We start from the raw sequence: 13,506 nt of genomic DNA, 5'->3' as shown, positions 1-13,506 counted from the left end.
CATAACAGTTTTACATTCAGCTAACTATATAGCCTTACTCATATAGTCTTACTTGGCTTATCTGTTTAGCATTGAGGATTTGCAAAGCAGCAAGCTTCGATGGATGCCGTCACAATTTTTACCTAATACTTATAGTCCTTACAAACCGTCACATCGCATTACTGGCAGCCTATATAAATGCTTTGCCAGTAGTCGTTATGCTAGATGGCAGTTGCGGGATAGCGGAGTTTTTTTATATTTTTATCCAAATTCTCTGCTCAAAGCCAATCGACGTCACCATCAAATAACACACTATCAAATATCAACAATCTATAACCCTAACAAACTATAAAGAAAAGGAAATCCCTATGAGTAGACAAGACCATATCGATAAAGTGCAAGAATTGGTAAAAGACGTTAAATTTGCCATGATGACCACCCGTACGCATGAAGACCACCTGCACGCCTGCCCGATGACCACCAGCGAAACCAGTATCGGTGCCAAAGAGATTTGGTTTATCGGTGATAAAACCACCGAAACCGTCAAAGACATCGAAAGAAACCCACAAGTAAACTTGGCTTATGTCAGCCAAGACGCCAAAAATTACGTCTCGATCAATGGTAAAGCCGAGCTGGTTGAAGACCAAGAAAAGCTCGATGAGCTATGGTCGCCGATTTATAATGCGTTCTACGAGCAAGGCAAAGAAGACCCAAATGTCCAGCTCATCAAAGTCGTGCCACATGGTGCTGAATATTGGCTCAGTGGTAGCTCAGTGGTCAATATGTTTAAGATGACCACCGCTGCGGTCATGGATGGCAAAAAAGCGACCAGTCTGGGGGAAAACAACTCCGTAACGCTATAGAGTCAATCGCGCTATAAGAGGTATTACATAACAAGAAGTATAAATATAAGCGATAACCATAGCAAAAAACGCCAGTGGCTGATGCGACTGGCGTTTTTTTGCTGGGAATTAGGTGTTAAATATTAGGTGCCCATATCGAGTATTAAAAACTAGGGTCTTTGACCGGTAGATGCCTTTATAGACAGGGTTAAATATCAGCCGTTTTGTTTGAGGTACGGCCAAGCCGCTTTTAGATAAATCATCATCGACCATAGCGTCAAAACCACGGCGGCCACCATAAGCGCATAGCCGATGGTTTCAAGCGACTCCCAGTTTAGCAGCAATACGGTAATCGCCACCATCTGAAAGGTGGTCTTGAGCTTGCCAACATAGGAGACCGCCACACTGGTGCCTTTGCCCAGCTCAGCCATCCACTCACGTAGCGCCGATACCGCGATTTCACGCGAGATAATCACAATCGCTGCGATGGCCATGATGATATTTGGGTGCCACTGTACGAGGATAATCAAAGCTGCCGCCACCATCAGCTTGTCAGCGACAGGGTCCAAAAAGCGGCCAAAGGCTGAGGTGACATTGAGCTTACGAGCAAGATAACCGTCGAGCCAATCGGTAATCGCCGCTAAGATAAACACACCCGTCAATAATAAATGGCGCAATAAGCTATCGCTAAACTCACTCATTCCTACCCGCGCGATGACATTATCTGAGATGGCAGGCATGCCAATTCCCATCGCTGGCGGCCAGTAAGCAATCGCTACAAACAGCGGAATCATCAAGATACGAGCAATGGTCAGATTGTTTGGCAAGTTAAAAATACTTTTGGTATTTTGCTTACTTGGTGGTTCCTGCGTATGCAAATGCGTACTCTCAGTCATGGCAAACCCAGTTTTATATAGACATAATAATGGCAGATAGCTTAGCACTTTTCGCGCAAGCCGTCATGCCATCTCTTATACTGCCCCCAAAGATAAAACGTAATGTCATGTAACCAAAATCGCCGAATCGTAGCCAAATCACCATCAGTTGCGTTATGATAGCCATGCAAACGAAAACACTTGTACACTTAAATATATAAGTAAATATATCTGCCTATTGAACGGATTATAATTGCCCTAATCTTAGTAAGTATAGTCAGTACCGAAGATATCTTTTTAGATGTCTTTGTAGATAAGAACCAAAACGGCCATGTACAGTACTTTTAAGCATACTACTGATGTGTTTAGTGCCATGCAGTGTCGATGAAAACACGTAATAACCGCATAACAACAACAAGATACCACCACTGCCTTGTAGCACGATTTTGCTACCTGTCCAGTTTTCCTCAGCCCACAGCACCTCCTCTGTGGGCTTTTTTTTGGCTGGTAAATTTTCTACAGTAGATTAGGGAGTGTCTTTTTCTTTTTTGCTCTTAAAGGGCTCAGAAAACTGCAAAATCAAAAAACCAACCGCTGACAGAATAATGGCAATCTCGTAGCGACCATAGGCCACCGAAATACCGATTGCGCCCGTGTTCCATAAGCTGGCCGCCGTGGCAGTGCCTTTTGAACCCATCTCGTTTTTAAAAATCGCCCCGCCGCCGATAAAGCCCATACCCGTGATGATGGCATACATAATCCTCGCCTCACCTGCTGATTCATAGATATCCATACCCACCAGCATAAATGCACAAGAGGCAATCGTCACTAGCGGAAACGTCCTCAGCCCCGCGCCGTTGTCTTTCATCTCGCGGTTGAGCGCGATGGGCAACGATAAAATAAAGGCAACACCCAATTGAAAAAAGTGGTACTGCATCAGGTCTAAGTCTATATCGAATCCAAACATAGCGTCTCCTCCATGGATATTATCAACGGGCCTCCCGCCCAGCGCCGATTATTATAAACGCCCTCTGTCATTATCAAGGGGTAGCAACGCACCGCCCTGCAAGCGCGGCGCAGATCACCTCAGCTGTCTGCTGCGCCATGTGATAGCAGCTCTCGATATTGCCTTGCCCGCACCAGTCGCCACTGACGATCCATTGACGAGACGCATCAGTGAGTACGCCTTGGGCGGGGGTTTGCGCATCGGAGCGCGTCGCGGCATAGCGCCAGCGATGACAGTCGATCTGTGTGGGGGCACAGGCATCATCCCAGCCCAAAGCATGCTGCGCTGCTGTCAATAGCGCAGCTTGTACAGGCCCTATCTCTTCATCGACCTGCTGCTCGGACCAGTCGTTGCGGGCATGGATGGTGATACTCGGTAGCAGCGTTTCATGGGCAGGTTTTCGCTGCTCTATAAATATCCTATCGATGATCGAATCATTGACATAAGCGACGTCCCATCTGCCACCGTCTTCTGCATCCGTTAGCGCCGCAGGAAGTGCCTGCCCCTCATTCCAGCCGAGCATCAGCGTGTAGCAAGCTTGCATCTTGATGGTGCTGATGCTCTCTTGTTTGTCAAAGTCACTGCCAGCCATCAGCTCGCCTGCTTGCACGTTTGGCGCGGTACAGATCACCCAGTCAAATAGCCCAAGACTATGGCCTGCTTCATCAAACAGCTCAGTTTTTTGCTTAGTTTGTTGCTTATTTTCGCCAGCTGTTGGCTCAGTGTACTGCGCCAGTGGTGCCACACGGGTTTGAAAGCGCATGGTGGTGTGCTGTAGCTCGCCTGCCAGCGCGCGCCCCCAACTGGTCATCTTTGGGGTACTGATATAGCGAGCTTGCTCGGTATTCCAGCGCTCTTTTTTTATGGTAGAGGGCCGCTGACCCGTTGTATGGGCAGTGGTCATCTCGATCACATTGGCACACCACGGCTGTATCGTACTCATGTCGAGCCATGGCGCTATAAACTGCTGAAAGCTGGCGGTCTTTGCGGTAAAAAACTGCGCCCCAAACGCCCATTGCCAGTTTTTATGCGTTTGGCTATCGCGGCGATATCGGGTGGCCAAACGCCCCACGCTGCGAGATTTTTCAAAAATCGTCAGCTGCGGCATCGGCTGGGCGGCAGGCGTATGACCAAACGCACGCTCCAACAAAGTAGCGGTAAACAGCCCCGTCAACCCGCCACCGATGATGGCAATGGTCGGTGCAGCGGTATCAGCAGGATGACAAGAGTGGAGTGTGTGCTCAGACATAACGACAGTCGGCCTTGTGGTGTTTTGATCAAAAAATAATGTGTGTAAGCCAGCATGTGCAGGCAGTCTTGTGCAGATAGCGAGGCTCATAAAAGCTATTGAACCCTTAAAACCTGCTGATATCAATACCATCTACGTAAAAAAGCCATGCTACCGTCGATAACATGGCTTTTTTTATTGTTGATACTACTATTACTATTTACTTACCTGCTTACTCACCGCGTTCCGCCTTGACCACCTCAACCAGCTGATTGATTACTGAGCTATCGGCTAGCGTGGATAAGTCGCCCAAGCCCACATACTGCCCTGCAGCCAAATTACGCAAAATACGGCGCATGATCTTGCCTGAGCGGGTTTTGGGCAGTGCATCGACGATATAGATAGCATCAAGATTGGCAATCGGGCCGATCTCTGTACGCACATGACGATTTAGCTCGGCTTTTAGCGAGTCTGTGGCCGTCTCGCCAGATTTTAAGATAATAAAAGCACAAACCCCCATGCCGCGTATCTCATGCGGCATACCGACGATGGCCGCCTCAGCGGTCGCCGGATGCGCCACCACCGCGCTTTCGATCTCCGCTGTGCCTAAGCGATGGCCTGAGACATTGAGCACATCATCGACACGGCCGGTGATCCAGTAGTGTCCATCTTCGTCGCGCTGCGCGCCGTCCCCTGTAAAGTAATAACCTGGGTACTCACTAAAGTATGTCTTTAAAAAGCGCTCATGGTCGTTATAAATCGTACGCATCTGCCCCGGCCAGCTGCTCTTAATTACCAGATTGCCTTCGGCAGCGCCTTCTAAAACCTCGCCATCCGTATTGACAATCTCTGGCTTGATACCGTATAGCGGGTTCATCGCCGCCCCTGGTTTTGGCGCCACCGTACCTGGTATGGGAGCCATGAGAATACCGCCTGTCTCAGTCTGCCACCATGTATCGACGATGGGGCATTTGCCACTACCAACGATATGATAATACCAGTCCCAAGCCTCTGGGTTGATTGGCTCGCCGACCGTACCCAGCAAGCGTAGGCTGGAGCGATCCGACTCACGGACAAAGGCATCGCCCTCTTTCATCATCGCCCGAATCGCTGTCGGCGCCGTGTACAAAATCGTCACGTCATGCTTATCAATGATATGACCAATGCGCGCCCATGTTGGATACTCAGGAACCCCCTCAAACATCACAGTCGTCGTACCATTGGCAAGGGGTGCATAAGTGGTATAAGTATGCCCCGTCACCCAGCCGACATCCGCCGTACACCAATAGACGTCATCGTCTTTGATATCAAACACGTCACGGAAAGTTGAGATGGCATACGTCAGATAGCCGCCTGTGGTGTGCAGCACGCCTTTGGGCTTACCCGTAGAGCCTGAGGTGTATAATAAAAACAACGGGTCTTCGGCATTCATCACCTCAGGCTCGCAATGCTCAGACTCGCCATCGATTAAGGTATGGTACCAAATGTCGCGGCGGCCACTCATCGGTACTGAGTTACCAGTACGGTGCACGACGACGACGTTGGTGACCGTGTCGGTGCCATCCATGTCCAACGCCCGATCGACGTTGGCTTTTAGCGGGGTGTGTTTATTGCCGCGCACGCCTTCGTCTGCGGTAATGATGACTTTGGAGCGACTATTGACCAAGCGATTGCCCAAGCTCTCAGCAGAAAAACCGCCAAATACCACAGAGTGTACTGCGCCGATGCGGGTACAGGCCAGCATACCGATCATCGCCTCTGGTATCATTGGCATATATAGGGTCACTCGATCGCCTTTTTCGACACCCAGCTTGCGCAGTGCATTGCCCAACCGGCAGACTTCTTCGTGCAGCTCTTTAAATGAGATGATTTTATGCTGCGACGGGTGATCGCCTTCCCAAATGATGGCAGGCTTGTAAGGATGGGTCTTTAGATGACGATCGAGACAGTTGACAGAGACATTGAGCTGACCGTCTTCAAACCATTTAATGCGAAAATCGTCCAAATCATAGTTGACGTCGCTGATTTTGGTGGGTTTTTTTATCCAATCGACCAGCTCGGCACGCTGTGCCCAAAAGGCATCATTGCTCTCAGGAGATTCGATAGATTGCTGATAGTCTGTTTGGTATTGCTCCGCGCTGGTATTGGCGGCGGCAAGAAAGTCGTCTGCAACAGGAAATGATTTTTGCGTCATAGTATTCATCCTTTTTCATTATTATGACTCGCACAAACCGCCGCGCGCGACTGCCTGTACAAGCAATAAGAGTCATCTTCCATAATGTGTGACACTCTGTGTTAGTTTGACAAATAAGCGGGACGGTTGCAAGGCATCAACGCCCATTCATAACAATTTCACTATACAGCCGTATACTTGCTTATTGCTGGCGCGCGACTGCACCATTACATTTAATCCTTGTAACCTGATATGAAATATGGACAATAGCTACACGCCAGCGGCGATGACACGCGCCTATATTAGCTTTTTTTCGCCGATGAGGGTTTTTGGCTGTTGTTACGCACTTAACCTGTTTAGCTTCCCTTTATATGGGCTAATCTAGACGTCACGCGCATCCCCCACCCCTTTTTATTTATGAGATCCCCATGAGTCACCATCGTCCCGCTTCCCACTCTACCCATTACGACGTCATCATCATCGGTGCGGGCGCATCCGGTCTATACTGTGCGCTTACCGCTGGTCGCCGTGGTCGCCGCGTGCTGGTGCTCGACCATGCCAATAAAGCAGGCAAGAAAATCCTCATGTCGGGGGGCGGACGCTGCAATTTTACCAACTATGTCGTCGAGCCGAGCCATTTTATCGGCGCCAATCCGCACTTTTGTAAGTCGGCCTTGAGCCGTTATTCTAATTGGGAGTTTATCGGTATGGTAGCGGCGCACCATATTCCCTATCATGAGCGCGAGCACGGTCAGCTGTTTTGTGACGACTCAGCCCAAGACATCGTGACCATGCTGCTAGATGAGTGCGCGGCAGTCGGTGTGCATATCAAGCTTAGTACACAGATTGATGGCGTAAAACCGATCGATAGTGCCAACCATGCACGCTTTGAGTTGAGTACCAGCAAATCGCTGAGTAAAAAAGAAAAGCAAGCAAGAAAAGAGGCCACAAGCTCGCCCACGTTGCCACAAACCATTTACCGCTGTGAGTCGCTGGTGGTGGCAACGGGCGGCTTGTCGATTCCGACGATGGGTGCCAGCGGTCTTGGCTATGAGCTGGCGCAGCAGTTTGGTCATACTCTGGTGGCAACCGATGCCAGCCTCGTGCCTTTTACTTTTACCGATCAGACTGGCGAGCTTATCCGCTCACTGGCAGGCATCAGCCTACCGGTGATTGCCAGCAATGAGCGTATCTCCTTTAGACTACCGCTGCTATTTACTCATCGCGGGCTCTCAGGCCCTGCCATGCTTCAGCTTTCAAACTATTGGCATACTGGAGAAACCATCCGTATCAACCTGCTGCCAGATACTGATATGACTGCGCTCCTGCTTGCTCACAAACAATCCCATCCACGCCAGCTGGTTCGTACCGTTTTGGCTGACCATACCACCAGCCCGCTACCCAAAAAACTGCTCTCCGCCCTACAAGCGCATCTGTGGGATGACATCAAAGAAACCGAACTTGCCAATATCAAAGACGAGCGGCTACTGGAGCTGGGCGCGGCGCTCAACGGCTGGCAGCTCAAACCCTCTGGCACCGAGGGCTACCGCACCGCCGAGGTCACGCGCGGCGGGGTGACCACCGACGAGGTATCATCAAAGACCATGCAAAGCAATTTGCAAGAGGGCTTATATTTTATCGGTGAGGTGCTAGACGTCACCGGCTGGCTGGGCGGCTATAATTTTCAGTGGGCGTGGGCCAGTGGCCATGTATGCGGCGAGATAGTATAAGTGGTATAAGCCGCATTATCATGCCCCCGCTGCTCCTGCTCTATGTAAAAAACCCAACCCAACCAATCTTGCGTCAGTGAAATAATGACTCAAACAAGCATAATATATGTTATTTTGAATATATACTGAGATAATACTATATTGAGGCATCTGACGCTTGGCTCCCGTTATGCTGCATAAGCCATATACTATTTTTATGAGGTGATACATGCGTCCGATCAAACATATTCATGGTGACAAAGCGCCACAATGGATAGGTGATGGTTTTTATGTAAAAACCTTAATCAACCATTTGGATGATGACCCCGACATTAACTATCGCCATACTGACCCGTTTTTGTTATTTGACTATGGCCAGCCGACCACCTTTGCCCCAAACCCTCATTATCAGACCAAGCCGCACGGCATCGGACAACATCCGCACAAAGGCTTTGAGGCAGTGACTGTCGCATATGCAGGTGAGATCAGTCACGCTGACTCGGCCGGCGGTCGCGGCGATATTTTGGCAGGTGATGCCCATTGGATGACCACAGGGCGCGGAATCACGCATGAGGAGTTTCACTCTGAGGCGTTTGGTGCGCGCGGCGGGCTATTTAGCATGGTACAGCTGTGGGTCAATCTGCCGAGCGCTCATAAACTAACAGCGCCAAGATATCAGAGCATCAAGCGCGCCGACATGCCGATGGTGACGCTAACAGCAGATAGTAACCATCAAACAGCGATTGGCACAGCGGCGATTATCGCTGGTGATTGGCAAGGTATCAAAGGGGCGGCCAGCACCTTTACACCCATTAACCTCTGGGACATCGCGCTACATCGTGCAGGCGCAACGACACTACAGCTCCCTGATACTCACAATGTGCTCCTGCTGGTACAAGAAGGCGAGGTGCTGGTGAATGGCACCGCCATCAGTGCGGGTCATTTGATACAATTTGCCGCGCCAACCCAGCACCGCGCTGAGATGGCGGCGGAGCAAGTGGCAACTCATGACCGTATTGAGCTGTGTCTTCTCGCCGCTCACACTGACGAGCTGGCCGCTACTCCTGTCAAAGCGCCTGTCAAAAAAACGCCTGTCGAAACTTCTGCCAAACTGCTATTACTTAGCGGTGAACCTATCGGCGAGCCTGTAGCAGCCCACGGACCCTTTGTCATGAATACCAAAGAAGAGCTACATCAAACCTTGCGTGATTATCAAGCGGGTCGTTTTGGTCAATGACCCCTGTATCAGTAGCCGCTATATCAATGACCGCTATATCGTCGATACTAGGGCGTATAGTTAGCTGAATGTAAAAATGTTATGGATTTAAACGCGCTACTGGTATAAATTTTACTTGCGTGCTGCGTGCCCAGAGGCTGCGCAAAATTCATCCCAGTAGCGCTATGACATTTTTAGAGTGTATCGACTATATCTCAATTCAATCAATAGCCGTCTAAATGAGCTAAAAATGAGGAGCTACCCTACTAAAGGGTCTGTCAAAATTAACAAATATCGAAGCCCTAACATAGAATTTCTCATAAAAAAGCCGCTTTACAAAGATGTAAAGCGGCTTTTTAACGCTTAAAATTTAGGTGGTGTTTCAAAAAGTATGCTGAAGTAGAAAAGAGTTGTGACAGCCAAAGCAGATGTTATATTTGAGGTTATGAAGACACAAATAGAACTTAACTGCCCCGACTGTCACAGTACAAGTGTAAAGAAAAACGGTAAAAAAAGCTATGGTAAGCAGAACTACCAATGTAAGGACTGTAAACGTCAATTTATTGGTGACCATGCTTTAACCTATCAAGGCTGTCATTCAACCATAGAAAGCAGAATTCGGTTAATGTTAGTCAGAGGCTGTGGCATTCGAGATATCGCTGAAATAGCTACTGTGAGCATAGGTAAGATACTAAACACAATACAAGGCTCAGCATACCAACTAACCCCGAAGCGACAGTACTACCGAAAACTTGAAGTCGATGAGTTTTGGACGTATGTAGGCAAGAAGAAGCGTAAAGTCTGGCTTATCTATGCTTATGACCGCAGCACAGGTGAGATAGTAGCTTATGTATGGGGTAAGCGTAACTTAAAGACAGCTAAGAAGCTTAGAGCACGTCTTAAGCAGCTTGAGGTTGACTATGGGTATATAGCTATGGACAACTGGGACAGCTTTATAACTGCTTTTAAAGCAGACAATAAACAAGTTAGTAAACAACATACTGTCGGTATTGAAGGCAATAACTGTCGAATAAGACAAAGATTAAGACGAGCCTTTAGAAAAACTTGTGGTTTCTCTAAAAAGCTCGATAACCATTTTAAGATCTTTGATATGCTGTTCTTTTACATTAATTATGGGTATGTCTAATGTCAGCATACTTTTTGAAACACCACCAAAATTTAAAGTTAATCGTCGCTACATTAGGCTTGTTTTTTATCCAAAAACGCATAGTCAGTATAGCCCTCGCTACCGCCGCCATAAAAGCTCTGCGGATGCTGCTCATTTAACGGTGCATCTTGACGAATACGCTCGGCCAAGTCGGGGTTGGCAATATAGTCACGACCAAATGCCACCGCATCGATGTAGCCGGCTTGGATATTTTGCGATGCTTTTTCGGCAGTATAGCCGCCAGCTGCGATAATCATGTTGTCGAACGCTTGGCGGATACGCTGGCGGAAGCCTTCGGTATAAGGCGTGCCACCCGCCCAATCAGGCTCTGAGATATGTAAGTACATCAGGCCGCGCGCATTTATCTGCTCGATCAGCCAAATATTATCGTCTTCATCGTAGCCAGCATCTACGCCATTAAACGAGCCTTGCGGAGAGATACGAATACCGACATGATCGGCGTCCCATGCATCGACACAAGCATCGATGACATCGAGCGTCAAACGCGCGCGGTTTTCGCGGCTACCACCATACGCATCTTCGCGCTTATTGGTGTGCTCGACCCAAAACTGATGCAGCAGATAACCATGAGCGCCATGAATTTCTACCCCATCAAACCCCGCTTCTTTGGCATTTTTTGTCGCTTCCGCAAAGTCTTTGATCACTTGCTGTATCTCATCTAGTGTCGCTGGACGCGGCGGTGTGGCTTCGACGCGAATCGCTTGATTATCGCTATCACGCAGTGACGTGCGAGCGCCGACTTCGACATCGGAGGCGGAGATCGGCGCTTGCCCATCTGGCTGCACGCTTTTGTGCGCGACCAGTCCTGTGTGCCACATCTGCACGACGATTTTGCCACCTTTGGCATGGACATTATCGACCACAGCTTTCCATGCGGTGACTTGATCTGGCGTATGAATACCAGGCGCGCCAGCATAGCCTTTGGCCTGAAAGGATACCTGCGTCGCTTCGGTGATGACCAGCCCTGCTCCTGCGCGCTGCGAATAATACTCGCCTGCCAATGCGGTCGGCACATCGCCTGGCTCGACTGCGCGCAGACGGGTCAGAGGTGCCATAATGATACGGTTTTTGAGTGTTTGGCTGCCCATTTTGACAGGTTCAAATAAATTATCGTATGCCATATTGTGTCCTATGGTGTTTGTCGTGATTGGTGAATGTTCGTTATTATACTGCTGCCTATAGTCGACGCTAAATAAATCAGATACATCGCTATCAAGCCGCTCAATGCTTTGTCATACATACTTATTATGGTATCGGTGCGCTGCGTATCGATATGCGCTGCGACCGAATAAAGGCATAAAAAAATCATATTGAACGACCGTTACCTTTATAGGGAGCGGATGGATTTATTCAAGCAAGCGTTACAAACAAAAACACCTCTGGTCTTTATCTATCCTGCCCCTTGTCCTGCCATCCATGCAGCAAATCAACGCAGCCAATCATGCTCAATGATATGACGATAAAACCTCGGCTAAATATGTCACAATGACGCGTACCATACTGCACTGCGCCCTATATCGTATTCTCTAGCTTGTGTGTCTCTCGATTAAATAGCGAAAGCTAACATTTATCAATATAAAAGCAACGCCGTCATCCAATAATAGACGGTGTTTTATTCGTATTAAATAGTGGCAATATCGCGTATTTAACGTATCAAAAACATCGATCAAATAGAGAAAAACATGCAAACGCCAACCGCAGCGCCCCAAACAAAGCATCGAAAACACCTTGCAAAAAAATATTTGCCAGCGGCTTGCAGTGTGGGGCTTATGTTGGCCTTGAGCGGCTGTCTTGCGACAGAAAAGCTCGACTATCAGCTAATGCGACAAGAAGATGCAAAATGGGTCGCGGACGAACAGCTGACCGATAGACTCATCGCCGTTGGTAAGCCTAGCGCGCCTATTGGAGGAGTGGATAATGCGATTGTGCTTGCAGGGGAAAAGCACAGCTATCTGGTACAGAGCGCAAACTAAGACCCTGAGCTGACAGCTATACTAAATCACGTCGATCTGGCGTATTTTTCCTTTAAACCCATGCCAACAAAAGACACGCCGCACTTTGCGATAAGAATTGGTGAAAGCGGCTGCCCCTCTCGCCCTGACGTTTTATCATTATCAGCCAGACACCATGTTGGCAGAAGAAAAAAGCTAAAGGCGCTGATGCCTCTTGCCAAAGCCTTTGACATCATTACCTTCCCTATTCAGCTGGTCATGGTCGGAGGCGCAAATTAACCATACCGCCGCGGGCTTGACATGGTATTTAGCTGCTAGTATTTGACTGCAAGTCCTTACCTTTCAGCGATGAGATGGCCTGCGCGAGTTTAGGATTTCAGCAGTTTTTTAACCGACAACTCAAGCGACAGATAAGTGCCGACTAATATCACCACCGAGCCAATGATGGCGCGGGTATCTAGCGCCTCGCCCAGCAGCACATAGCCCAAGATAATGGCAAAAATCGGAATCACCAAAGTGATGCTCGTCGCCCGCGTCGGTCCGATATTTTTAATCAATTGGTTCATAAAGATGAGGGCAATCGCTGTAGAAAAGACACCTATACAAACCACCGACACCCACGCCTTGGCGCTGATGCTCTGATCATAAGGAAACGCATAAAAAGCCACAGGCAGCATCAAAATACTGGCGATGATCAGCGAGCCTGCAGTGATGGCCACGGGTGAGACATTATATAAATAATGACGGGTGATATTGGCTCCGACTGCATAGCCGACACAAGCAAGTAGCGCATAGCCCATTGGCAACAAACCGTTAGCCAATCCGGCCTCTGAGACACCGCCAGCAAACAAGCTTTCGCTCATCAAAATAGCGACTCCGATCACGCCGATGACCAAGCCCAGCACTTGTCTTTTGGACAGCCGGTCTTTAAAAAAAGTACTGGCGATAAAGCCGCTCATCATCGGCACAGAGGCATTGAGCACCGCCAACACTCCTGCGTTGACTGACTGAGCAGAAAAAGAAAACAACACAAACGGCAGAGCCGCAGAAAAAATACCAACCAGCGCCAGCAGCTGCCAATGATCGCACAGACCGTCACGGTTTTTCTTATTGACCATGACAAACGCCAGCATCACCAGCCCAGCAAATATCACCCGCAGGCTGGCAAACGCTAATGAGCCAAACTCAGGCACGCCAATACGATAAAACACAAACGACAGCGACCACATAAACGACAGCGTGATAAAAATAATGAGATCGCGTTTGCTCATGGGTTCGTCCTAGTTAGCGCTGAGACCGTCTTAGCAGTCATAAAAAATGCCATGTGATAAAACATG

At 48.8% G+C, this 13,506-nt stretch carries 12 protein-coding genes; 6 read left to right on the top strand and 6 right to left on the bottom strand.

The window, feature by feature from the left end:
* The first annotated feature begins 347 nt into the window (after window positions 1-347).
* The gene (locus C6W44_RS06215) at window positions 348-842 is read left to right on the top strand and encodes a pyridoxamine 5'-phosphate oxidase family protein (protein WP_105244672.1); all 495 of its coding nucleotides are present in this window, start codon (window positions 348-350) and stop codon (window positions 840-842) included.
* 194 nt (window positions 843-1,036) lie between these two features.
* Here C6W44_RS06215 and pgsA read toward each other — a convergent pair whose 3' ends face one another.
* From pgsA to acs, 4 genes are all read right to left on the bottom strand, one after another.
* Entirely contained in the window at window positions 1,037-1,717 is a 681-nt protein-coding gene (pgsA, locus tag C6W44_RS06210; protein ID WP_105246491.1) for a CDP-diacylglycerol--glycerol-3-phosphate 3-phosphatidyltransferase, read from the bottom strand.
* A 505-nt stretch (window positions 1,718-2,222) separates the two neighbouring features.
* Window positions 2,223-2,663, bottom strand: coding sequence for an MgtC/SapB family protein (locus C6W44_RS06205; RefSeq protein WP_105244671.1), 441 nt, complete (start codon window positions 2,661-2,663; stop codon window positions 2,223-2,225).
* A gap of 73 nt (window positions 2,664-2,736) precedes the next feature.
* A complete protein-coding gene (locus tag C6W44_RS06200; protein ID WP_105244670.1) occupies window positions 2,737-3,951 on the bottom strand; it encodes an NAD(P)/FAD-dependent oxidoreductase in 1,215 nt (404 codons plus the stop codon).
* Between the two features lie 211 nt (window positions 3,952-4,162).
* The gene (gene acs, locus C6W44_RS06195) at window positions 4,163-6,124 is read right to left on the bottom strand and encodes an acetate--CoA ligase (RefSeq protein WP_105244669.1); all 1,962 of its coding nucleotides are present in this window, start codon (window positions 6,122-6,124) and stop codon (window positions 4,163-4,165) included.
* 407 nt (window positions 6,125-6,531) lie between these two features.
* Here acs and C6W44_RS06190 point away from each other — a divergent pair, with 407 nt between their 5' ends.
* The 3 genes from C6W44_RS06190 (at window position 6,532) to C6W44_RS06180 (ending at window position 10,175) form a co-directional block, all read left to right on the top strand.
* Complete coding sequence (locus C6W44_RS06190) at window positions 6,532-7,833, top strand: NAD(P)/FAD-dependent oxidoreductase (RefSeq protein WP_105244668.1); 1,302 nt, start codon at window positions 6,532-6,534, stop codon at window positions 7,831-7,833.
* Between the two features lie 208 nt (window positions 7,834-8,041).
* Window positions 8,042-9,049, top strand: a complete 1,008-nt coding sequence (locus C6W44_RS06185; protein ID WP_105244667.1) for a pirin family protein — start codon at window positions 8,042-8,044, stop codon at window positions 9,047-9,049.
* A 424-nt stretch (window positions 9,050-9,473) separates the two neighbouring features.
* Window positions 9,474-10,175, top strand: coding sequence for an IS1 family transposase (locus C6W44_RS06180; RefSeq protein ID WP_105246489.1), 702 nt, complete (start codon window positions 9,474-9,476; stop codon window positions 10,173-10,175).
* A 53-nt stretch (window positions 10,176-10,228) separates the two neighbouring features.
* Here C6W44_RS06180 and C6W44_RS06175 read toward each other — a convergent pair whose 3' ends face one another.
* Window positions 10,229-11,338: an alkene reductase gene (locus C6W44_RS06175; RefSeq protein ID WP_105244666.1), complete on the bottom strand. Its 1,110-nt coding sequence runs from the start codon at window positions 11,336-11,338 to the stop codon at window positions 10,229-10,231.
* Window positions 11,339-11,899: 561 nt separating this feature from the next.
* Here C6W44_RS06175 and C6W44_RS06170 point away from each other — a divergent pair.
* The gene (locus tag C6W44_RS06170; protein WP_105244665.1) at window positions 11,900-12,190 is read left to right on the top strand and encodes a hypothetical protein; all 291 of its coding nucleotides are present in this window, start codon (window positions 11,900-11,902) and stop codon (window positions 12,188-12,190) included.
* A gap of 60 nt (window positions 12,191-12,250) precedes the next feature.
* Entirely contained in the window at window positions 12,251-12,448 is a 198-nt protein-coding gene (locus tag C6W44_RS13390; protein ID WP_158676702.1) for a hypothetical protein, read from the top strand.
* A gap of 89 nt (window positions 12,449-12,537) precedes the next feature.
* Here the strand turns inward: C6W44_RS13390 and C6W44_RS06160 are convergent, their stop codons facing one another.
* Window positions 12,538-13,440 carry a DMT family transporter gene (locus C6W44_RS06160; RefSeq protein ID WP_105244663.1) on the bottom strand — a complete coding sequence of 301 codons (903 nt, stop codon included), beginning with the start codon at window positions 13,438-13,440 and terminating at the stop codon, window positions 12,538-12,540.
* Window positions 13,441-13,506 lie beyond the last annotated feature (66 nt).

This window comes from Psychrobacter sp. Marseille-P5312 (genome assembly GCF_900291405.1).
Classification (GTDB): domain Bacteria; phylum Pseudomonadota; class Gammaproteobacteria; order Pseudomonadales; family Moraxellaceae; genus Psychrobacter; species Psychrobacter celer.
This window is presented reverse-complemented; position numbering and strand designations above follow the sequence as displayed.

Coding starts and splice junctions, on each gene's coding strand:
- C6W44_RS06215 (WP_105244672.1), top strand. CDS start 348: ATGAGTAGACAAGACCATATCGATAAAGTGCAAGAATTGGTAAAAGAC.
- pgsA (WP_105246491.1), bottom strand. CDS start 1,717: ATGACTGAGAGTACGCATTTGCATACGCAGGAACCACCAAGTAAGCAA.
- C6W44_RS06205 (WP_105244671.1), bottom strand. CDS start 2,663: ATGTTTGGATTCGATATAGACTTAGACCTGATGCAGTACCACTTTTTT.
- C6W44_RS06200 (WP_105244670.1), bottom strand. CDS start 3,951: ATGTCTGAGCACACACTCCACTCTTGTCATCCTGCTGATACCGCTGCA.
- acs (WP_105244669.1), bottom strand. CDS start 6,124: ATGACGCAAAAATCATTTCCTGTTGCAGACGACTTTCTTGCCGCCGCC.
- C6W44_RS06190 (WP_105244668.1), top strand. CDS start 6,532: ATGAGTCACCATCGTCCCGCTTCCCACTCTACCCATTACGACGTCATC.
- C6W44_RS06185 (WP_105244667.1), top strand. CDS start 8,042: ATGCGTCCGATCAAACATATTCATGGTGACAAAGCGCCACAATGGATA.
- C6W44_RS06180 (WP_105246489.1), top strand. CDS start 9,474: ATGAAGACACAAATAGAACTTAACTGCCCCGACTGTCACAGTACAAGT.
- C6W44_RS06175 (WP_105244666.1), bottom strand. CDS start 11,338: ATGGCATACGATAATTTATTTGAACCTGTCAAAATGGGCAGCCAAACA.
- C6W44_RS06170 (WP_105244665.1), top strand. CDS start 11,900: ATGCAAACGCCAACCGCAGCGCCCCAAACAAAGCATCGAAAACACCTT.
- C6W44_RS13390 (WP_158676702.1), top strand. CDS start 12,251: ATGCCAACAAAAGACACGCCGCACTTTGCGATAAGAATTGGTGAAAGC.
- C6W44_RS06160 (WP_105244663.1), bottom strand. CDS start 13,440: ATGAGCAAACGCGATCTCATTATTTTTATCACGCTGTCGTTTATGTGG.